17 protein-coding genes are annotated in these 19685 nt (G+C 70.5%); 9 read left to right on the forward strand and 8 right to left on the reverse strand.

The genetic code is table 11. The annotated features are described in order from the left end of the window. Nucleotides 1-6 precede the first annotated feature (6 nt). A complete protein-coding gene (locus CA983_RS08790) occupies nucleotides 7-498 on the reverse strand; it encodes an LURP-one-related/scramblase family protein (protein ID WP_086600308.1) in 492 nt (163 codons plus the stop codon). After that, nucleotides 495-1493, reverse strand: coding sequence for a GlxA family transcriptional regulator (locus CA983_RS08795; RefSeq protein WP_086600309.1), 999 nt, complete (start codon nucleotides 1491-1493; stop codon nucleotides 495-497). The genes CA983_RS08790 and CA983_RS08795 overlap by 4 nt, the downstream gene beginning before the upstream one ends. 52 nt (nucleotides 1494-1545) lie before the next feature. Here CA983_RS08795 and CA983_RS08800 point away from each other — a divergent pair, with 52 nt between their 5' ends. Together CA983_RS08800 and CA983_RS08805 are read left to right on the forward strand one after the other, a co-directional pair. After that, a complete protein-coding gene (locus CA983_RS08800) occupies nucleotides 1546-1971 on the forward strand; it encodes a cupin domain-containing protein (protein WP_086600310.1) in 426 nt (141 codons plus the stop codon). Then, nucleotides 1968-3785 carry an NHL domain-containing thioredoxin family protein gene (locus tag CA983_RS08805; RefSeq protein WP_086600311.1) on the forward strand — a complete coding sequence of 606 codons (1818 nt, stop codon included), beginning with the start codon at nucleotides 1968-1970 and terminating at the stop codon, nucleotides 3783-3785. The genes CA983_RS08800 and CA983_RS08805 overlap by 4 nt, the downstream gene beginning before the upstream one ends. 12 nt (nucleotides 3786-3797) lie before the next feature. Here the strand turns inward: CA983_RS08805 and CA983_RS08810 are convergent, their stop codons facing one another. From CA983_RS08810 to CA983_RS08825, 4 genes are all read right to left on the reverse strand, one after another. Further along, nucleotides 3798-4046 carry a DUF6458 family protein gene (locus CA983_RS08810; RefSeq protein ID WP_086600312.1) on the reverse strand — a complete coding sequence of 83 codons (249 nt, stop codon included), beginning with the start codon at nucleotides 4044-4046 and terminating at the stop codon, nucleotides 3798-3800. Between the two features lie 86 nt (nucleotides 4047-4132). Continuing rightward, nucleotides 4133-5431 (reverse strand): M18 family aminopeptidase, encoded by a 1299-nt coding sequence (locus CA983_RS08815; protein WP_086600313.1) that lies wholly within the window; start codon nucleotides 5429-5431, stop codon nucleotides 4133-4135. Between the two features lie 77 nt (nucleotides 5432-5508). Continuing rightward, on the reverse strand, nucleotides 5509-7335 hold the full coding sequence (locus CA983_RS08820) for an acyl-CoA dehydrogenase (protein WP_086600314.1): 1827 nt from the start codon (nucleotides 7333-7335) through the stop codon (nucleotides 5509-5511). 134 nt (nucleotides 7336-7469) lie between these two features. After that, nucleotides 7470-8303, reverse strand: a complete 834-nt coding sequence (locus CA983_RS08825) for an intradiol ring-cleavage dioxygenase (protein WP_086600315.1) — start codon at nucleotides 8301-8303, stop codon at nucleotides 7470-7472. A gap of 122 nt (nucleotides 8304-8425) precedes the next feature. Here CA983_RS08825 and CA983_RS08830 point away from each other — a divergent pair, with 122 nt between their 5' ends. Beyond that, entirely contained in the window at nucleotides 8426-8890 is a 465-nt protein-coding gene (locus tag CA983_RS08830; RefSeq protein WP_086600316.1) for an SseB family protein, read from the forward strand. Between the two features lie 30 nt (nucleotides 8891-8920). Here the strand turns inward: CA983_RS08830 and CA983_RS08835 are convergent, their stop codons facing one another. Beyond that, nucleotides 8921-9658 carry a TetR/AcrR family transcriptional regulator C-terminal domain-containing protein gene (locus CA983_RS08835; RefSeq protein WP_086600317.1) on the reverse strand — a complete coding sequence of 246 codons (738 nt, stop codon included), beginning with the start codon at nucleotides 9656-9658 and terminating at the stop codon, nucleotides 8921-8923. 157 nt (nucleotides 9659-9815) lie between these two features. Here CA983_RS08835 and CA983_RS08840 point away from each other — a divergent pair, with 157 nt between their 5' ends. From CA983_RS08840 to CA983_RS08855, 4 genes are all read left to right on the forward strand, one after another. After that, entirely contained in the window at nucleotides 9816-11339 is a 1524-nt protein-coding gene (locus CA983_RS08840) for an MFS transporter (protein WP_086600318.1), read from the forward strand. Between the two features lie 198 nt (nucleotides 11340-11537). Then, on the forward strand, nucleotides 11538-12515 hold the full coding sequence (locus CA983_RS08845; protein ID WP_086600319.1) for a pirin family protein: 978 nt from the start codon (nucleotides 11538-11540) through the stop codon (nucleotides 12513-12515). Between the two features lie 217 nt (nucleotides 12516-12732). Further along, nucleotides 12733-12933 (forward strand): hypothetical protein, encoded by a 201-nt coding sequence (locus CA983_RS08850; RefSeq protein ID WP_086600320.1) that lies wholly within the window; start codon nucleotides 12733-12735, stop codon nucleotides 12931-12933. A gap of 96 nt (nucleotides 12934-13029) precedes the next feature. Further along, nucleotides 13030-14118 (forward strand): AI-2E family transporter, encoded by a 1089-nt coding sequence (locus CA983_RS08855; RefSeq protein WP_086600321.1) that lies wholly within the window; start codon nucleotides 13030-13032, stop codon nucleotides 14116-14118. A 4-nt stretch (nucleotides 14119-14122) separates the two neighbouring features. Here CA983_RS08855 and CA983_RS08860 read toward each other — a convergent pair whose 3' ends face one another. Then, nucleotides 14123-16261, reverse strand: coding sequence for a SpoIIE family protein phosphatase (locus tag CA983_RS08860; RefSeq protein WP_086600322.1), 2139 nt, complete (start codon nucleotides 16259-16261; stop codon nucleotides 14123-14125). Between the two features lie 158 nt (nucleotides 16262-16419). On the opposite strand from CA983_RS08860, the gene aspS reads away from it, so the two are divergent. Then, nucleotides 16420-18183, forward strand: a complete 1764-nt coding sequence (gene aspS / locus CA983_RS08865; protein WP_086600323.1) for an aspartate--tRNA ligase — start codon at nucleotides 16420-16422, stop codon at nucleotides 18181-18183. A gap of 212 nt (nucleotides 18184-18395) precedes the next feature. Beyond that, nucleotides 18396-19685 (forward strand): MFS transporter (locus CA983_RS08870; protein WP_086600324.1); only part of this gene is annotated, 1290 nt, incomplete at its 3' end.

Genomic DNA, 19685 nt, shown 5'->3' on the forward strand with positions numbered 1-19685 from the left:
GCGCCCTCAGTCCTCCCGCTCCTTCTCCGCCAGGTGGATCACACACACCGCCACCGCGATCAGCAGCGCGGGATCCGCGTCCTCGCGGACGACCTCGACGCCATAGGTGTCCCGTACGGTCAGCCACCGCCGGGAGACCACAGCCAGCAGCTCCCCGTCGTACTCGACGGCGAACTCCCGGTCGAGGATCTTGCCGCTGACGTCCAGCTCGCTGCCGTCGGCCAGGGACACCCGGTAGTGGTTGCGCAGCAGGGACAGCCGTTTGCGGCGGATCGTCGCCAGCGGCTCGCCACCTCGCTGGAGCACCATCGTGTCGCGCAGGGCGAGCATCTTCTGGTGGATGTCGACCAGGACGCGCCCCTGGGTGTCCTTCAGCTCCCAGGTGTCCCGCAGGCGCAGGGCCTTGCCGTCGACGAGGAACACCTTGGAGCCGCGGTCGTCCTCGATCCAGTAGTCGTCGCCGAAGCCGAGGAGCCGGTCGTACACGAGGAATCTCATGACACCAGGGCTTCCCCGGCGCCCGCTCCGAAACGCCGTCGATAGGCCGACGGGCTGAGCCCGGTCACCCGCCGCAGCCGGTTCCGCAGGTTGGCGGCCGTGCCGAGGCCGCTGCGGGCCGCCACCACGTCCAGCCGTTCCTCGCCCCGTTCGATCAGCCGGCAGGCCAGCGCCACGCGCTCGCCGGTCAGCCATGCGAGCGGCGTCGTGCCGAGCTGGGCGCGGAAGCGCCGGTGGAGCGTGGCGGGGCTGACACGCGCGCGTGCGGCCAGGTCCGCCACCGTCAGCGGCTCGCCCAGCCGCTCCTGCGCCCATTCCAGCAGGGGTGCCAGGGACTCGTCCCGCACGTCCGGCACCGGCCGCTCCACGAACTGCCGCTGCCCGCCGTCCCGGTGCGAGGCGAACACCAGCCGCCGGGAGACGTGGTTGGCGATCTCGGCGCCGTGGTCCCGGCGCCAGACGTGCAGCCCGAGATCGAGCGCGGCGGCGCTGCCGGCGGCGGTGAGAAGGTCGCCGTCGTCCACGAACAGCACGTCCGGCTCCAGCAGCACCTTCGGGTGCAGCCGGTGGAAGGAGTCCGCCCAGCGCCAGTGGGTCGCCGCCCGCCGCCCGTCCAGCAGTCCGGCCTCGGCGAGGGCGAAGGTGCCGGTGCAGAAGCTCATGACCCGGGCGCCACGCGCGTGTGTGCGCCGGATGGCGTCGAGCACGGCAGGGCCGCGCGGTAGGACGTTGTCCGGCCGGCCGGGCACGACCAGCGTGTCCGCCCGGTCCACGGCGTCCAGGCCCAAGGCGCCCGTGAGCGTGAAGAAGCCGTGGTTCATCCGGATCTCCGGCGCGGGCGTGCAGAGCGTCACCTCGTACAACGGCCCCGGCAGCCCCAGCTCGGGCCGTGGCAGTCCGAACAGTTCGGTGGCCACCCCGACCTCGAAGGGATTGGTGCCCTCGTCGACGATCACGGCGACCTGGTGCGGGCGGTGCGAGGATCCTTGCGGCATGTGCGATTTCTAGCACTCGTGCGAGACGCACGGCACCCCAGAAGATTCCCTCATGACCCAGGAACCCGTCTCCCTCGCCCATGCCCTGGCCTCCTTCTCGGAGCAGTGGAGCCCGCGCATCGTCACCGCCGTCAACGACTACGACGTCCGTATCGCCAAGGTCGAGGGCGAGCACGTCTGGCACGTTCACGACCACACCGACGAGTTCTTCCTCGTCCTCGACGGCGAACTCCACATCGGACTGCGGGAACCGGCCGGTGAGCGCACGGTCGTGCTCCCCAAGGGCAGCGTCTTCACCGTCCCGCGCGGCACCGAGCACAAGCCCTACGCGCCCGTCCCGACCGCGATCCTCCTGTTCGAACCCACCGGCACCCTCACGGTCGGCGACCGCCACGACGACGTGCCCGAGCACGTGGACGCGACGACCGGCCACGCGCTGGACCGGCTGTCAGTGCCGGATGACACCCTGGACGCATGAACCACTCCGCACCCCGACGGGCCCGTGTCCGCGCCCCCGAGCTGACCGGCAAGGGCGGCTGGCTGAACACGGGCGGGCAGCAGTACACGCTCGCCGACCTGCGTGGACGCATCGTCATCCTCGATTTCTGGACGTTCTGCTGCATCAACTGCCTGCATGTTCTGGACGAGCTGCGCGAGTTGGAGGAGAAGCACCGGGACACGGTCGTGGTCATCGGGGTGCACTCGCCGAAGTTCGTGCACGAGGCCGAGCACCGGGCGGTGGTGGACGCCGTCGAGCGGTACGGCGTGGAGCACCCGGTGCTCGACGACCCGGAGCTGGCCACGTGGAAGCAGTACGCCGTGCGGGCCTGGCCGACGCTCGTCGTGATCGACCCCGAGGGGTACGTCGTCGCCCAGCACGCCGGCGAGGGGCATGCGCACGCCATCGAGCGGCTGGTCGCGGAGCTGGAGACCGAGCACGAGGCCAAGGGGACGCTGCGGCGAGGGGACGGGCCGTACGTGGCGCCGGAGCCGGAGCCGACGGTGCTGCGGTTCCCGGGGAAGGCGCTGCTGCTGCCGTCCGGGAACTTCCTGGTCAGCGACACCACCCGGCATCAGCTGGTGGAACTCGCGGAGGACGGGGAGAGCGTGGTGCGGAGGATCGGTTCCGGTGCGCGCGGGTTCGCCGACGGACCGGCGGACACGGCCACCTTCAACGAGCCGCAGGGGCTCGCCCTGCTCGACGACGGGTCCGTGGTCGTCGCCGACGCCGTCAACCACGCCCTGCGGCGGCTGGAACTCACCACCGGCGAGGTGACCACCCTCGCCGGCACGGGCCGGCAGTGGTGGCAGGGCTCACCCACCTCGGGCCCGGCCCGCGAGGTCGACCTCTCGTCCCCGTGGGACGTCGCCCTGTGGCAGGGCAAGGTCTGGATCGCCATGGCCGGCGTCCACCAGCTGTGGGCGTACGACCCGGCCGAGGGCACGGTCGCGGTCGCGGCCGGGACGACGAACGAGGGGCTGGTGGACGGCCCGGGGGCCGAGGCCTGGTTCGCGCAGCCGTCGGGGCTTGCCGCGACACCGGAGAGGCTCTGGCTCGCCGACTCCGAGACCTCCGCCCTGCGCTGGGTGGATCCGGACGGCTCCGTCCACACCGCCGTCGGCACCGGCCTGTTCGACTTCGGCCACCGGGACGGCGCCGCCGAACAGGCCCTGCTCCAGCACCCGCTGGGCGTCACGGCCCTGCCGGACGGCTCGGTCGCGGTCAGCGACACCTACAACCACGCCCTGCGGCGCTACGACCCCGCGACCGGCGAGGTCACCACCCTGGCCACGGACCTGCGCGAGCCCAGTGACGCGGTGCTCGCCGGCCACGACATCGTGGTCGTGGAGTCGGCCCACCACCGGCTGACCCGGCTGCGGCTGCCGGAGGAGGCGGTGAAGGTGCCCGAGGTCGCCCACCGTACGCAGCGGGAGGCCACCGAAGTCGCCCCCGGGCGGCTCCGGTTGGACGTGGTCTTCCAGGCCCCGGCGGGCCAGAAGCTGGACACCAGGTACGGCCCCTCCACCCGCCTGCTCGTCTCCTCCACCCCGCCGGAGCTGCTGATCGACGGCGAGGGCGCGGGAACCGAGCTGTCCCGCGCCCTCGAACTCGACCCCTCCGTGCCGGAGGGTGTGCTGCACGTCTCCGCGATGGCCGCCTCCTGCGACGACGACCCCGACAACGAGTACCCGGCCTGTCACGTCCACCAGCAGGACTGGGGCGTGCCGGTCCGTCTCACCGGGTCGGGGACGGACCGGCTGCCCCTGGTCCTTGCCGGGATGGACACCTGATCCGGGCGGGAGTCACACTCCGTAACCGTCGCTGTAGCCGTCGCGCGTGTGGCGCCGTCCGTCGTCCACGACCGGCGTCGTGGGTGGCACCACCACGCGCCGGCGCCTGGCGATGCTGCTGAACGTCGTGACGCCGATCAGTCCGACGATCATCAGGATGATGCCGACGAGGTCGAGGTTGACCCCCTGCATGTCCCAGTCGGTCGCGAACGTGAGGATGGCTCCCACGGCGATGAGGATGATGCATCCGCCGAGGCCCATGTGTGTCGCCTCCCTGTACGGTCCGGTCGTTCCGGTCCGCACACCGGGTACCCCCGAGGGGAACACCCATGCGGTGACGGCCCGTTCTACCTCTCCAGGAAAGCCGTCAGCGCGTTCGCCAGGAGGAACGGGTCGTCGGCTCCGCACAGTTCGCGGACGCTGTGCATCGACAGGATGGCCACGCCGATGTCGACCGTCCTGATGCCGTGCCGGGCGGCGGTGATCGGGCCGATCGTGGTGCCGCAGGGCATGGAGTTGTTGGAGACGAAGGACTGGAAGGGCACGTCGGCCGCCTCGCAGGCCGCCGTGAACTCGGCGCGGCCCGAACCGTCCGTGGCGTAGCGGTTGTTGACGTTGACCTTGAGGATCGGGCCGCCGTTGACGCGCGGGTGGTGCGTCGGGTCGTGCCGCTCCGCGTAGTTGGGGTGGACGGCGTGGCCGGTGTCGGAGGACAGGCAGACCGTGCCGGCGAAGGCGCGGGCCCGGTCCTCGTAGGAGCCGCCGCGGGCGAACACCGAGCGCTCCAGTACGTTGCCGAGCAGCGGTCCGTCCGCGCCCGTGTCCGACTGGGAGCCGTTCTCCTCGTGGTCGAAGGCGGCCAGGACCGGGATGGAGGCCGGCTCGGACGCGCCGGAGGCCACGGCCGCGAGGGCCGCCGTGCCGGCGTGTACGGACAGCAGGTTGTCCATGCGCGGGCCGGCCAGCAGTTCGCGGTCGCGGCCCAGGTAGGCGGGCGGTTCCACGGAGTGCGTCATCAGGTCCCAGCCGGTGACCTCGCCCGCGGGGATGCCGGCCGTCTCCTCCAGGAAGGCGATCAGGTCGCCGTCACGCACGTCGTTGCCCACGCCCCAGACCGGCTGCATGTGCCGCTGCTTGTCGAGCTTGAGGCCGTCGGCCGTCACCGAGCGGTCCAGGTGGATGGCGAGCTGCGGGACGCGCAGCAGCGGGCGGTCGACGTTGACCAGGCGCGTCGAGCCGTCGCGCAGGGTCAGCCGGCCCGCGAGGCCCAGGTCGCGGTCCAGCCAGGAGTTGAGCAGCGGTCCGCCGTAGATCTCCACGGCCACCTGGCGCCAGCCGTGCGCCCCGCTGTCGGGGAGCGGCTTGACGCGCAGGTTGGGGGAGTCGGTGTGGGCGCCGACGATCCGGAACGGCGTGTGCGGTGCGGCGCCCTCCGGCACGTACCAGGCGACGATCGCGCCGCCGCGCAGTACGTACTTGCCGCCTTTCGTCCCGTCCCAGGCGTCCGTCTCCGCGACCTGCCTGAAGCCTGCCTTCTCCAGCCGTTCGGCGGCTGTGGCCACGGCGTGGTACGGCGATGGGCTCGCCGCCAGGAAGGTCATGAGGTCGTCGGTGTGGCCGCGGTCGAAGCGGGCTGGTTCGCTCATGGGTTCAACCTTAACGACGGACGAGGGCCCGTTCCCCGGGTAGGGGAACAGGCCCTCGCACAGAGGACTCGGTGGGTCTAGAACGCGGCCTCGTCCAGCTCCATCAGGTCCAGCTCGACACCCTCGGCGACCTTGCGGGCCAGGGTGACGCCGGGCAGGACGTTGGCGGCGAAGAACTTGGCCGCGGCGATCTTGCCGGTGTAGAAGGCCTTGTCCTTGGCGGAGGCGGTCTCCAGCTTCTCGGCGGCGATCGCGGCGCCCTTGAGCAGCAGGTAGCCGACGACGACGTCACCGGAGGCCATCAGCAGGCGGGTGGTGTTCAGCCCGACCTTGTAGATGTTCTTGACGTCCTGCTCGGTGGCCGCGAGGTCGGTGAGCATCAGGCCGACGATGGCCTCCAGCTCGACGGCGGCCTTGGCGAGGTGCTCGCGGGCACCGGCCAGCTCCTCGCCGCCCGTGCCGAGGGCCAGGAACTTCTTGATGTCCTCGGCGAGGGAGTTCAGCGCGGCGCCCTGGTTGCGGACGATCTTCCGGAAGAAGAAGTCCTGGCCCTGGATCGCCGTGGTGCCCTCGTAGAGGGTGTCGATCTTGGAGTCCCGGATGTACTGCTCGATCGGGTACTCCTGGAGGAAGCCGGAGCCGCCGAACGTCTGGAGCGACTGGGCGAGCAGCTCGTAGCCCTTCTCGGAGCCGTAGCCCTTGACGATGGGCAGGAGCAGGTCGTTCAGCGCGTGCTCGGTGGCGGCGTCCTCGCCGGCGGCCTCCTTGATCTGGATCGCGTCCTGGATCGAGGCGGTGTACATCACCAGGGCGCGCATGCCCTCCGCGTACGCCTTCTGCGTGATCAGCGAGCGGCGGACGTCCGGGTGGTGGGTGATGGTGACCTTCGGCGCGGTCTTGTCCATGAAGTTCGCCAGGTCCGGGCCCTGGACGCGCTCCTTGGCGTACTCCAGCGCGTTCAGGTAGCCCGTGGACAGCGTGGAGATCGCCTTCGTGCCGACCATCATGCGGGCGAACTCGATGATGCGGAACATCTGGCGGATGCCGTCGTGCTTGTCGCCGATCAGCCAGCCCTTGGCGGGGTGCCGGTCGCCGAAGGTCATCTCGCAGGTGTTGGAGGCCTTCAGGCCCATCTTGTGCTCGACGTTCGTGGCGTAGACGCCGTTGCGCTCGCCCAGCTCGCCGGTCTCGAAGTCGAAGAGGTACTTCGGGACGAGGAAGAGGGACAGGCCCTTGGTGCCGGGGCCGGCGCCCTCGGGGCGGGCCAGGACGTAGTGGAGGATGTTCTCCGACATGTCGTGCTCACCGGACGTGATGAAGCGCTTCACGCCCTCGATGTGCCAGGAGCCGTCCTCCTGCTGCACGGCCTTGGTGCGGCCGGCGCCCACGTCGGAGCCCGCGTCGGGCTCGGTGAGCACCATCGTGGAGCCCCACTGCTTCTCCGTGGCGATCTTGGCTATGTGCTTCTGGACCTCGTTGCCCTCCTCGAAGAGGATGCCGGCGAAGGCCGGGCCCGAGGAGTACATCCACACGGCCGGGTTGGCGCCCAGGATCAGCTCGGCGTACGCCCAGATCAGGGAGCGGGGCGCGGTGGTGCCGCCGATCTCCTCGGGCAGGCCGAGGCGCCAGTACTCGGAGTCCATGAAGGCCTGGTAGCTCTTCTTGAAGGACGCGGGGACCGGCGCGGTGTTGGTCTCCGGGTCGAAGACCGGCGGGTTGCGGTCGGCGTCGATGAAGGACTCGGCCAGCTCGTTCTCCGAGAGGCGCGTCAGCTCCTCCAGGATGCTCTTCGCGGTCTCGACGTCCATCTCCTCGAACGGCCCGGTGCCGTACACCTTGTCGCGCCCGAGTACTTCGAAGAGGTTGAACTCGATGTCGCGGAGATTCGACTTGTAGTGCCCCATGGCGACGGCTCCCGGCTCCCTAGAGAGATCGGCGAGGCACTGGATCCTCGCGCTAGTTCACGTACCAACAAGTAGCTACGATGATGCTACCCGCCAGTAATAAGGCGCAACCCCATCCGGTCATCTGTGACAGGTCACACCGGAACGGTCAGGGCCGCGGTGTAGCCGTCGCCCGCACTGCCCGTCATCGTCGCGAGCTGCCGCTCGTGCCCGTCGCTGAAGATGCCGTCGTCCTCCAGGGAGAGGCTGCTCAGGTTCCGCACGCTGTCGCCGTAGCCGTCCGTGGCGTACACCGCGTCGCACACGTCCTCCGGGAAGGCGAGCTGCGAGGTGTTCGTGATCGAGGTGGCCGCGGTGGCGTCGGCCAGGCTGCCGTAGACCTCGAAGTGGACGTGCGGCCAGCGGCCCGAGTAGCAGCCCGGGAAGATGCTCGTGAACGTGACCTGGCCCTTCTCGTCCGTCTCCTGGACGCCCCGCAGGTAGTTCTCCTCGGTGACGCCCTCGGAGTACAGGGAGTAGGCGCCGTCCCGGTCGCAGTGCCACACGTAGACGGCGGCGCCCCGCTTGGGGGTGCCGCAGCCGGAGGCCGCGTCCACCACCGTCAGCGTGATCGTCAGGGGCACGCCCTCGGCGGTGCCGCCCGCGGAGTCGCCGAAGCTCTTCGTGATGTCGCTGCGGACCACCCCGCTCTCCTTCAGGACGTTCACGCCGTTGGAGCCGTCGCCGGGGAAGGGCCCGGCCGTCTCCTCGGGGATCTCGGCGCAGTCGGCGGACGAGGCGGACGAGGAGGACGAGGTGGACGAGGAGGAGGGCGAGGCCGTGGTCTTCTCCTCCGTCGTGCAGCCCACCAGCGGGATCAGGCTCGCGCCCGCCATCAGCCGGATCATCCGGCGGCGGGCGAGGACGGGGAGATCGTAGGAGAGGCCTCTGTCGTGCTCGTGCGGGCCCTCGTCATGGCGTCCGTTCATGGTTCGACGCTACGAGCGGCGGGCGCGGCGATCCACACGGCCGGCGCTGTCAAGTCGCTGTCGGTTTGCCGGGCCCGCCGTACCGGCCCGATCGCCCGGCCGCTCTCGGTACTCTTGCGCTCATGTACGGCTACGACCAGACAGCGGGCCCGCAGCAGCAGTACGCCCCTCCGCAGCAGCCGATGTCCGGCGGATACGGACAGCAGCCGCCGCTGTACCCGGAGCCGTCCCCGCCCTCCCTGACGGACGCGGTGCGCGCGTTCACCACCGGGCAGATGACCGCCGAGGACTTCCAGCAGGTCTTCGCGACGTCGAAGGTCTACTGCCCGCGCGGCGACAACCCCGGCTTCCTCGCCCTGCACAACACCCAGCAGCCGGTGATCCCGATGTTCAGCACGCTCAAGGAGCTGCGCCGGTACGCGGGCAAGGAGTCCAAGTACTTCGTGATCACCGGCGCCGAGGTCCTGGACCTGCTGCCGACCGGCTACGGCTTCGTGCTGGACATGGAGGGCGAGCACCGCATGGTGTTCGACGCGAAGGCGGTCGAGCAGATGGTCGAGTTCGCGATGCGCCGGATGTACGGCTAGCCGCCCTTGCTTCACAGACGGCGGCCGGCCCTACTTCGGCAGGCGTAGCGCCAGGCCGTCCAGGACGACGTCCAGGCCGTACGCGAACTTGTCGTCGCGGAGCCTGGCGGGGTCGGCGGCCTGGGCGGCGGTCGTGGCTTCGGCGGCCGCCAGGTGGTCGTAGCCGGCGGAGACCTGCCGTGCCGTGGGCAGCAGTCGGGCGACGAACTCGGACTCGGTCTCGCCGGCGCGGGCGACCGTGGTGAGCCAGGCGGCCTCCGTGGTGGACATGCCGATGACGTACGAGAAGACGGCGTCGATCGCACGGCTCGGCTCGGGGAACCCCGCCGCGGTGAACAGGGCCGCGAGGCGCTCGGAGAAGGTCATGTAGTTGGGCCCGAGGTAGGCGAGCCCCGCCTGGCCCAGGACCAGGGTCAGCCAGGGGTGCCGTAGTGCCGTCGCACGGAAGGATCCGGCCGCCTCGGTGACGGCCGCGCGCCAGTCGGGGCTGTCGGCCGGCGGGACGTGGATCTCGGCGGCGACCTCGTCCACCGCGAGCTCCATCAGCTCGTCCTTCGTGGCGACGTGCCGGTACAGCGAGGTCGCGCCGGCGTTCAGACGGGCGCCGAGCTTGCGCATGCTGAGTGCCTCGATGCCGTCCGCGTCGAGCATCGCGATCGCCTCCCGGACGATCGCCTCGCGGCTGAGCGCGGGCTGGTCGGCGCGGCGCCGCTCGCGGGCCCATACGGACGGGATCGGGTTCTTGTCCGTCGTCTTGCTCCGGCTCATCTGCTCCTCCTGATCGGACCTGTCCTGCTGGGACCTGCGGCACCTTCGTGCGAACAGCGTGCGCAGTCAGCGTACAGAACTCAAGAGTTGCGCACACTGTTCTGGTCTGCGTACAGTGTGCGCATCGAAGAACGGTGTTCGCAGGAGGGGAACTGGAATGGACGCTCGCAATCCGCGGCGCTGGTGGATCCTGATCGTGCTGTGCCTGAGCACGCTGGTGCTGGTCGTCGACAACATGGCGCTGACGGTCGCCGTGCCCGCGCTGACGGAGGACCTGGGGGCGAGTGCCCAGGACATGCAGTGGATCCTCGACTCCTACACCCTGGTCTTCGCGGGGCTGCTGCTGACCTCGGGAAGCCTGGGGGACCGCTTCGGGCGCCGGAAGGTGATGCTCGTCGGGCTGTTGCTGTTCGGGGCGGCTTCCCTGGGGGCGGTGTTCTGTTCCACTCCGGGCGAGCTGATCGCGGTGCGGATCGCGATGGGGGTCGGCGGGGCGCTGATCATGCCGTCCACGCTGTCGATCCTGATCACCGTCTTCGACGAGGACGAGCGGCCCAAGGCGATGGCGGCGTGGGGTTCGGTGTCGATGCTGGGGCTGGTCGGCAGCCCGGTCCTGGGCGGTGTGCTGATCGACCACTTCGCCTGGCAGGCGATCTTCCTGATCAACGTGCCGATCGTGGCCCTGGCGCTGCTGGCCGGTGTGCTGCTGATGCCGGAGTCCAAGGCGCCCTGGCAGAAGCCGGACCCGCTGGGCGCGGTGCTGTCGGCGGTGGGCATGACGGCCCTGGTGTGGTGGATCATCGAGATCCCGCAGCACGGCGCGTTCGCCGGCCGTTCCCTCCTCGTCCTGGCCGTCGCGGTGGCCTCCCTGGCCGGCTTCGTGATCTGGGAGAACGTCACCCGCTCGCCGATGGTCCCGCTCGTCCTCTTCAGGCACCGCAACTTCAGCGGGGGTTCGCTCTCCCTGGCGCTCGTCCAGATCGGCAACGCCGGCCTGCTGCTGGTCCTGACCCAGTACCTCCAGTTCGTCCTCGGCTGGTCCGCCGTCAAGGCGGGTCTGGCCTTCCTGCCGCTGGCCGTGGCCGCGCTGGCCGGCAACGCGGCCGGGGCGCAGCTCGCCGTGAGGATCGGCAACCGGTTCGTCATCCTCGGCGGCATGCTGCTGATGGCCGCCTCCTTCGGGCTGCTGACCACGCTCAGTGCCGACAGCGGTTTCACGGTCCCGGCCGTGGCGCTCGGGATCCTGGGGCTGGGTGCCGGTCTGGCGATGCCGGCCGCGGTGGCCGCGCTGATGGGCACCATCCCGGAGGAGAAGGCGGGCGTCGGCTCGGCTCTCAACGACACCGTCCAGCAGTCCGGCACCGCCCTCGGCATCGCGATCCTCGGCTCGCTGCTCTCCGGCGGCTACACCGACGAGATGCCGGCCGGCGCTCCCGAGCAGGCCAGGGAGTCCATCGGCGGGGCCCTGGCCGTCGCGGGGGGCGACACGGGGCTGGTGCGGGCGGCCCGGGAGGCCTTCACCGCGTCGATGTCGACGACCTTCACGATCAGCGCGGTCGGGGTCCTGGCCGCGGCGGTCGTCGCCACGCTGGTGATGCGGGACCGCAAGGCCGAGCCCGCTCCGGCCGGGAGCGAGGAGCTCGAGCTGGCCGGGTGCGAGGAGCCCGAGCTGGTCGCCTGACGCGGACGCCTCACGCGGACGTGTGACGCGGACGTGCGAAGGCCGGCCTCCCGATCGCGGGGGTGCCGGCCTTTCGTCGTTCCGGTGTCCCGTGGTTCGCTGCGCCGTCGCCCGGGAATGCCCACCCGGTTTTCTCTGTTTGGGGTGGCAAGAAGTTCAACGCTCAACTAAACTGGGCGTACACGAGGAGGAACCGACATGCCTGCTGTGACCGTCGAGAACCCGTTGACGCTGCCCCGCGTGACCGCGCCTGCCGACGCCGTGGCACGTCCCGTGCTCGCCGTCACGACCGCTCCGAGCGGTTTCGAGGGTGAGGGCTTCCCGGTGCGCCGGGCGTTCGCGGGGATCAACTACCGCCACCTCGACCCGTTCATCATGATGGACCAGATGGGCGAGGTGGAGTACGCGCCGGGCGAGCCCAAGGGCACGCCGTGGCACCCGCACCGCGGCTTCGAGACCGTCACGTACATCATCGACGGGACCTTCGACCACCAGGACTCCAACGGCGGTGGCGGCACCATCACCAACGGGGACACCCAGTGGATGACCGCGGGATCGGGCCTGCTGCACATCGAGGCGCCACCGGAGCATCTCGTCATGTCCGGCGGGCTCTTCCACGGCCTCCAGCTGTGGGTGAACCTCCCGGCCAAGGACAAGATGATGGCCCCGCGCTACCAGGACATCCGCGGCGGCTCGGTCCAGCTGCTCAGCACCCCCGACGGCGGCGCGCTGCTGCGTGTCATCGCCGGCGAGCTGGACGGACACCAGGGCCCCGGCATCACGCACACGCCGATCACGATGATCCACGCGACGCTGGCGCCGGGCGCCGAGCTGACCCTGCCGTGGCGCGAGGACTTCAACGGCCTGGCGTACGTCCTGGCCGGGCGGGGCTCCGTTGGTGTGGATCGTCGGCCGGTCCACACGGGCCAGACCGCCGTCTTCGGCGCCGGATCCTCGCTGACCGTCCGCGCGGACGAGAAGCAGGACTCCCGCACGCCGGACCTGGAGGTCGTCCTGCTCGGCGGACAGCCGATCCGTGAGCCCATGGCGCACTACGGCCCGTTCGTGATGAACACCAAGGAAGAACTCATGCAGGCCTTCGAGGACTTCCAGAAGGGCCGGCTGGGGACGGTCCCGGCGGTGCACGGGATGACCGCCGGCGGACCGCAGAGCTGACGCCGGCGTCGTCCGCCTGGCCGGGGGCACGCGGGGGGCGCCGAACGCGCGACGCCCCCCATCGGCCTGCTGCCGGACGTTCCCGACCGGGGCGGTCCGCATGGGCCCGCGAGTCTGCTGCCGACGCCGACGCCGACGCCGACGGCCACGCCCGGTCCGGTCGTCTCTGCTGGCGGCGGCCCCAAGGTCCGTGTCGGTGACGGCTTGACCTGAACCGGTGACCGGACTGGCGGCGCTGATGGTGACGGCCACGCCCGGCCGGGATTGGTCGTTCGGGCGGGCGCGGCGCCGCGAGGTTCTTGCCGGTGACGGTGCGGAGCCCGCGAGTGCGCTGCCGGCGCCGACGGTCATGCCCGGCCCGGATCGGTCGTCCCGGCTGGCGGCGGCGGCCTCAAGGGCCGTGTCGGTGACGACGTGACCTGAACCGGCGACCGGAACCGCGGCGCTGACGCCCCGTCACCCGGGCGGCTCGTCCTGACGGGACGGCCCGCCCCGGGCATGGTCGGGTGGAGGCGTGCAGGACTCAGACCCGACCGTTCCCGGCCCCAGGCCGCTCCTCCCGGACCCCCTCCGGCGTCTCGCCGCCTGGTGTGCGCTCCTCCTGCTCGTGTCCGGCGTCGTCTACGTCGGGATCCGGCTGTGCGACGAGTTCCGCACCGCCGTCGTCCCTGTGCTGCTCGCGCTGCTCGGGACGGCCCTGCTCGGGCCGCTGCACCGGCGGCTGGTGAAGGCCGGGGTGCAGCGGTCGGTCGCGGCGGGGCTCACCTGTGTCGCCGTCGTGGCCGTGGTCGGCGGGGCCGTGTACATCGTCGTCGCCGCGCTCATCGACACGGGCGACGAGATCGTCGTCTCGCTCAGGCAGGCCGCGCGAGGCATCTCCGAGTACTTCGGGGCGGCCGGGACCTCGCTGGACGACCTGGCCTCCAACGCCCGGGAACTCCTGGGCAAGTTCGGAGGCTCCGCCGCCTCCGGAGTGATCAGCGGGGTCAGCGTGGTCGGCGAGGCCATCGCCATGGCCGTACTCGCGCTGCTGCTCGTCTTCTTCTTCCTGCGCGACTCCGACAAGGCCGCCGGGACCCTGCGGGCCCTGTCCCCGCGTGGTTCGGCCGACACCCTGGAGGCCATGGCGCGACGGGCCTTCCAAGCCGTCGAGGGCTTCATGCGCGGCACCACCTTCATCGCGCTCATCGACGCGCTCTGCATCACCGTCGGACTGCTCGTCCTCGACGTGCCCGGGGCGGCCGGGCTGGGGGCGCTGGTCTTCGTCGGGGCGTACATCCCCTACCTCGGCGCCTTCATCTCGGGAGCCGTGGCCGTGCTGGTCGCGCTCGCCGACCGTGGGTTCGTCATCGCGCTGTGGGTGCTCGGGGTGGTGCTCGCGGTGCAGGTGCTGGAAGGGCACGTGCTCCAGCCGGTGATCCAGAGCCGGACCGTGCAGATGCACCCGGCGGTGGTGATGGTGGCGATCACGGCCGGGGCGTCGGTGGCCGGAGTGCTCGGCATGCTGCTCGCCGTGCCGCTCACCGCGGCCGCCTTCGGCGTCCTCCAGGAGCTCCGCACCCGCTACGAGAGCCAGGAGCCGTCGGCGTCCGGGACGTCGTGACCCGCTACGGCTGCCACGACCCGTCGCCCGAGCCGTCCACGGACTCGTAGAGCTCGAACCAGATGCTCTTGCCCTCGCCGCGCGGGTCCACCCCCCAGGCGTGCGCGAGGAGTTCCATCAGCACCAGGCCGCGGCCGGAGGACGCCAGCTCCCCGGGTCTGCGCTTGTGCGGCAGGTCATCGCCGGCGTCGGTGACCTCGATCCGCAGCCGCCGCTCACCCACCCCGCCGGTGATCTCGGCGACGAGCAGCGCGTCGGAGTCGGTGTGCACGAGGACGTTCGTCAGCATCTCGGACAGCAGCAGCACCGCCGAGTCGACCTGGTCGGGGGAGGACCAGTCGTGCAGCAGCTCGCGCAGTTGCTGCCGGGCCACCGCGACCCGCTCGGGCTCGGCCTGCGCGACCGTCAGCATGGTGCGCCGTACGGGAGCCCGCACGATCACGGTGTCGCCGCAGCCGCAGCCCTCACCCTCCCGGCACAGCAGCAGCAGCGCGATGTCGTCCTCACGGCGGTCGGCCAGCGGGCCGGTGGTGTGGTGCGACGACGGCCCGTGCACGGCCTGCACCAGGGTGTCGGCGAGTTCCTCCAGATCGCCCTTGTGGTCCTCCAGGATCGCGCGCAGCCGCCGCCAGCCGGAGTCCAGGTCGTGGCCGCCGGTCTCGATCAGGCCGTCCGTGCAGATCAGCATGGTCTCGCCGGACTCCAGGGCGAGCCGGGTCGTGGGGTAGTCGGCGTCCGGGTCGATGCCCAGCGGCAGGCCGCCCGACGTCGGCCGCGTCAGCACCGTGCCGTCGGCCATCCGGATCGCCGGGTCCGGATGSCCGGCGCGGGCGATGTCCAGCACGCCGGTGGCCGGGTCGACCTCGACGTACACGCAGGTCGCGAAGCGCGGGTCGAAGGGGTCCTCGTCACTGATGCCGTGCAGGAAGCGGGAGGCGCGGGAGAGGACGGCGTCGGGGCGGTGGCCCTCCGAGGCGTAGGCGCGCAGGGCGATGCGGAGCTGGCCCATCAGGCCCGCCGCCCGCACGTCATGGCCCTGTACGTCACCGATGACCAGCGCGAACCGCCCGCTGGGCAGCGGGATCACGTCGTACCAGTCGCCGCCGACCTGGAGGCCGCCGCCGGTGGGGACGTAGCGGGCGGCGACGCTCATGCCCGGGATGCGCTGCGGGCCGAGCCTAGGCAGCATCGTGCGCTGGAGGCCGTCGGTCAGCGCCCGCTCGCTCTCGGCGACACCCGCCCGGGTCAGCGCCTGCGCCAGCATCCGCGCCACGGTGGCCAGCACGGACCGCTCGTCCGGTGTGAAGGCGACCGGGTAGGTGAAGGCCGCCATCCACGCGCCCATCGTGCGGCCGGCCACGGTCAGTGGCAGGAACGCCCAGGACCGGCGACCGAAGCGCTCGGCGAGCGGCCAGGTCAGCGGATAGCGGGCCTTGTACTGCTCGGGGGAGGACAGGTACACCGCCCGGCCGGTCCGCACCACCTCGGCGGCCGGGTAGTCCGTGTCCAGCGCCATGTCGGAGAACGGGCTGTCGTCACCCTGCTGCTGCCCGTGGTGCCCGATGATCGTCAGCCGGTCGCCCTCCACGCCGAACACCGCCAGCCCGTCCGGCGAGAACCCGGGCATCGACAGATTGGCCGTGACCCGCAGGACCTCCTGCGTGGAGCGCGCCTCGGCCAGCGCCCGGCCCGCGTCCAGCAGGAACGCCTCCCGGGAGCGCCGCCAGTCGCCGGTGACCGCGCTGCGCCCGGCCGGGGTGCCCGGCGTGGGCTCGGTGACCTCCTGGAGGGTGCCGATCAGCCGGTACGCCTTGCGGGCCCGGTCGAAGGACGGCTTGGAGCGGCTGCGGACGACCCGGACGATACGGCCCTGCTCGTCCATGATCCGGATCCGTACCTCGGCGAGGGTGCCCTCGGCGACGGCGAGCTGGATCACGCCGGTGATCTCGTTCCAGTCGACCGGGTGCAACCGGGCCCGGGCCTGGGCCTCCGTAAGGCTGACCTGTTCGGCGGGCAGCCCGAGCAACCGTGCCGCCTCGGCGTCGACCGTGACCAGCCCGGTGGCGGTGTCCCAGTGCCACAGGCCGGTCGCGAGGGCTGCGAGAGCCTCCCCCACGGCGGGCAAGGGCTCGCCAGTGCGCATTGACCTACTTTAAGAAGAGGCGATCGAACACTGCCACGCGAAGAGGGAAGTGTGCTCGATCGTTAACTGAGGAGAGCCGATCTTCGCCTGGCCGGTACGCTGGGGACCAGTTTCACGTGAAACACAGACCCCGATCAGCGAAGACTGGATGAACGACGATGCATCGGTACAGGTCCCACACCTGCGGCGAGCTCCGCTCCTCTGACGTCGGCACCGACGTCCGACTGAGTGGCTGGCTGCACAATCGGCGCGACCTGGGCGGCATCCTCTTCATCGATCTGCGCGACCACTACGGCATCACGCAGCTCGTGGCCCGTCCCGGCACCCCCGCCTACGAGGCCCTCGACAAGCTGTCCAAGGAATCGACCGTCCGTGTCGACGGCAAGGTCGTCTCCCGCGGCGCCGAGAACATCAACCCCGACCTGCCGACCGGTGAGATCGAGGTCGAGGTCGGCGAGGTCGAGTTGCTCGGCGCGGCCGCCCCGCTGCCGTTCACGATCAACACCGAGGACGGGGTCAACGAGGAGCGGCGCCTGGAGTACCGCTTCCTGGACCTGCGCCGCGAGCGCATGCACCGCAACATCATGCTGCGCACGGCGGTCATCTCGGCGATCCGGCACAAGATGACGGCCCTCGGCTTCAACGAGATGGCGACGCCGATCCTGTCCGCGACCTCCCCCGAGGGCGCCCGCGACTTCGTCGTCCCGTCCCGCCTGCACCCGGGCAAGTTCTACGCCCTTCCCCAGGCGCCCCAGCAGTTCAAGCAGCTGCTGATGATCTCCGGGTTCGACCGCTACTTCCAGATCGCGCCCTGCTTCCGTGACGAGGACGCGCGCGCCGACCGCTCGCCGGGCGAGTTCTACCAGCTCGACATCGAGATGAGCTTCGTCGAGCAGGAGGACGTCTTCCAGCCCGTCGAGAAGCTGATGACGGAGCTGTTCGAGGAGTTCGGCGGCGGCCGCCACGTCACCTCGCCGTTCCCGCGGATCCCGTTCCGCGAGGCGATGCTGAAGTACGGCTCCGACAAGCCCGACCTGCGCGCCCAGCTCGAACTCGTCGACATCACCGACGTCTTCGAGGGCTCGGAGTTCAAGGCGTTCGCCGGCAAGCACGTCCGCGCCCTGCCGGTGCCGGACGTCTCCGCGCAGCCCCGCAAGTTCTTCGACCAGCTCGGTGACTACGCCGTCTCGCAGGGCGCCAAGGGCCTGGCCTGGGTCCGTGTCGCCGAGGACGGCTCCCTCTCCGGCCCGATCGCGAAGTTCCTGACGGAGGACAACGTCGCGGAGCTCACCAAGCGGCTCTCCCTGGCCGCCGGCCACGCTGTGTTCTTCGGCGCGGGCGAGTTCGACGAGGTCTCCAAGATCATGGGCGCGGTGCGGGTGGAAGCCGCCAAGCGTGCCGGGCACTTCGAGGAGGGCGTCTTCCGCTTCTGTTGGATCGTCGACTTCCCGATGTACGAGAAGGACGAGGAGACCGGCGCGATCGACTTCTCGCACAACCCCTTCTCCATGCCGCAGGGCGGCCTGGAGGCCCTGGAGACCCAGGACCCGCTGGACATCCTGGGCTGGCAGTACGACATCGTCTGCAACGGCGTCGAGCTGTCCTCCGGCGCGATCCGGAACCACGAGCCGGAGATCATGCTCAAGGCCTTCGAGATCGCCGGGTACGACCGCGAGACCGTCGAGGAGAAGTTCGCCGGCATGCTGCGCGCCTTCCGCTTCGGCGCCCCGCCGCACGGCGGCATCGCCCCGGGCGTCGACCGCATCGTGATGCTGCTCGCCGACGAGCCCAACATCCGCGAGACCATCGCCTTCCCGCTCAACGGCAACGCCCAGGACCTGATGATGGGCGCGCCGACGGAGCTGGAGGAGGCGCGGCTGAAGGAGCTGCACCTGTCGGTGCGCAAGCCGCAGCCGAAGTAGGCCTTCGGGCAAGTCGTAAGCGACTGTGGGTGGCTCGGAACCGGTGTCGGTTCCGAGCCATTCTTGTGTTCAGGCGCGTCGGCGTCCGCCTCGTGTTCACATACATGTACTTCTGCTCAACCCGTTGACCCGGAAGATGGGCCTCCATAAAGTCCCTTCGACGACGCGTACGTGACTGCTGTTCACGTATGTGTACATCAAGGGAGACAACGATGTCAGACGCCGCAACAGCCATACCCGAGGCAGAGCAGCGTGCGGTCGGCAAGTTCCTGCGCCGCATGCTGCCGATCCTGGTCCTGATGCTGCTGGTCAACCAGATGGACCGGACGAACGTGGGCTTCGTCCAGAACGAACTGCGGGCCGACGTCGGCGTGAGCGCCACGGCCTACGGGCTCGGTGCGGGCCTGTTCTTCATCGGGTACGCCCTGTTCGAGGTGCCGAGCAACATGCTCCTGGAACGGTTGGGGGCCCGGGTCTGGCTGACCCGGATCATGATCACCTGGGGTGCGGTGATCGTGGCGATGTGCTTCATCCACAACGTGTGGATGTTCTACGGCCTGCGCTTCCTGCTCGGTGTCGCGGAGGCCGGCTTCTTCCCCGGTGTGCTCCTCTACTTCACCCAGTGGCTGCCGGACTCCAGCCGGGGCCGCGCCAGTGCGATTTTCCTGGGCGGCTCGGCCACGGCGTACATCGTCACCGGCCCGATCACCGGCGCCCTGCTGGAGCTGCACGGCGCGGGCGGTATCGCGGGCTGGCGGTGGATGTTCGCCCTGGAGGGCGCCTTCTCGATCCTGGTCGGCTTCATCGCCGGGTTCTTCCTCGTGTCCCGGATCCAGGACGCGAAGTGGCTGACGCAGGAGGAGAAGGACGCGCTGAGCGAGGCGGTGGAGCGGGACAAGGAAGCGCGTGACCGGGCGCCGTCGGTGTCGCGGATGAAGCTGATCTTCCATCCCCAGGTCGCCGTCCTGACCGCGGTCTTCTTCGCGATGGCGCTGACCGGGTACGCGATCACGTTCTGGCTGCCGAGTCTGGTGGAGGAGATCGGGGGCCTGTCGCCCTTCCAGATCGGGCTGCTGTCGGCGATCCCCTGGATCTGCGCGGTGATTGCGATGTACACGATGAGCCACTTCACCGACCGGGCCCGGGACCGTCGCCCCTACCTGGCGATCGCCCTGGTCCTGTCCGCGATCGGCACCTTCCTCGCCACGCTCGGGTCACCCTGGTTCGGCCTCGTCGCCCTCACGCTCGCCGCGGTCGGCGGCAAGTGCGCGGCCACCCTGTTCTGGCCGATGGCCCAGTCGGGCCTCGACCTGAAGATCGCCGCGCCGGGCCTGGCCCTGGTCAACTCCATCGGAAACCTGGGCGGGTTCGTGTCACCGACGTTGTTCGGGTACCTCAAGGACACGACGGGGAGTACGAACGGGGGGCTGTACACGCTGTCGGCGGCGTCGGTGCTGGCGGTGGTGGGCGTGGCCTTCGTACGGCATACCGACAGGGGGCCG

It is taken from the genome of Streptomyces swartbergensis (genome assembly GCF_002148965.1).
Classification (GTDB): Bacteria; Actinomycetota; Actinomycetes; order Streptomycetales; family Streptomycetaceae; genus Streptomyces; species Streptomyces swartbergensis.

What these genes read in the sequence shown, in the direction of transcription:
- CA983_RS08790 (WP_086600308.1), bottom strand. Translation starts at nt 498, where the DNA reads ATGAGATTCCTCGTGTACGACCGGCTCCTCGGCTTCGGCGACGACTAC.
- aspS (WP_086600323.1), top strand. Translation starts at nt 16,420, where the DNA reads ATGCATCGGTACAGGTCCCACACCTGCGGCGAGCTCCGCTCCTCTGAC.
- CA983_RS08810 (WP_086600312.1), bottom strand. Translation starts at nt 4,046, where the DNA reads ATGGGCCTCGGCGGATGCATCATCCTCATCGCCGTGGGAGCCATCCTC.
- CA983_RS08835 (WP_086600317.1), bottom strand. Translation starts at nt 9,658, where the DNA reads ATGAGCCGGAGCAAGACGACGGACAAGAACCCGATCCCGTCCGTATGG.
- CA983_RS08815 (WP_086600313.1), bottom strand. Translation starts at nt 5,431, where the DNA reads ATGAGCGAACCAGCCCGCTTCGACCGCGGCCACACCGACGACCTCATG.
- CA983_RS08820 (WP_086600314.1), bottom strand. Translation starts at nt 7,335, where the DNA reads ATGGGGCACTACAAGTCGAATCTCCGCGACATCGAGTTCAACCTCTTC.
- CA983_RS08800 (WP_086600310.1), top strand. Translation starts at nt 1,546, where the DNA reads ATGACCCAGGAACCCGTCTCCCTCGCCCATGCCCTGGCCTCCTTCTCG.
- CA983_RS08845 (WP_086600319.1), top strand. Translation starts at nt 11,538, where the DNA reads ATGCCTGCTGTGACCGTCGAGAACCCGTTGACGCTGCCCCGCGTGACC.
- CA983_RS08795 (WP_086600309.1), bottom strand. Translation starts at nt 1,493, where the DNA reads ATGCCGCAAGGATCCTCGCACCGCCCGCACCAGGTCGCCGTGATCGTC.
- CA983_RS08840 (WP_086600318.1), top strand. Translation starts at nt 9,816, where the DNA reads ATGGACGCTCGCAATCCGCGGCGCTGGTGGATCCTGATCGTGCTGTGC.
- CA983_RS08830 (WP_086600316.1), top strand. Translation starts at nt 8,426, where the DNA reads ATGTACGGCTACGACCAGACAGCGGGCCCGCAGCAGCAGTACGCCCCT.
- CA983_RS08825 (WP_086600315.1), bottom strand. Translation starts at nt 8,303, where the DNA reads ATGAACGGACGCCATGACGAGGGCCCGCACGAGCACGACAGAGGCCTC.
- CA983_RS08805 (WP_086600311.1), top strand. Translation starts at nt 1,968, where the DNA reads ATGAACCACTCCGCACCCCGACGGGCCCGTGTCCGCGCCCCCGAGCTG.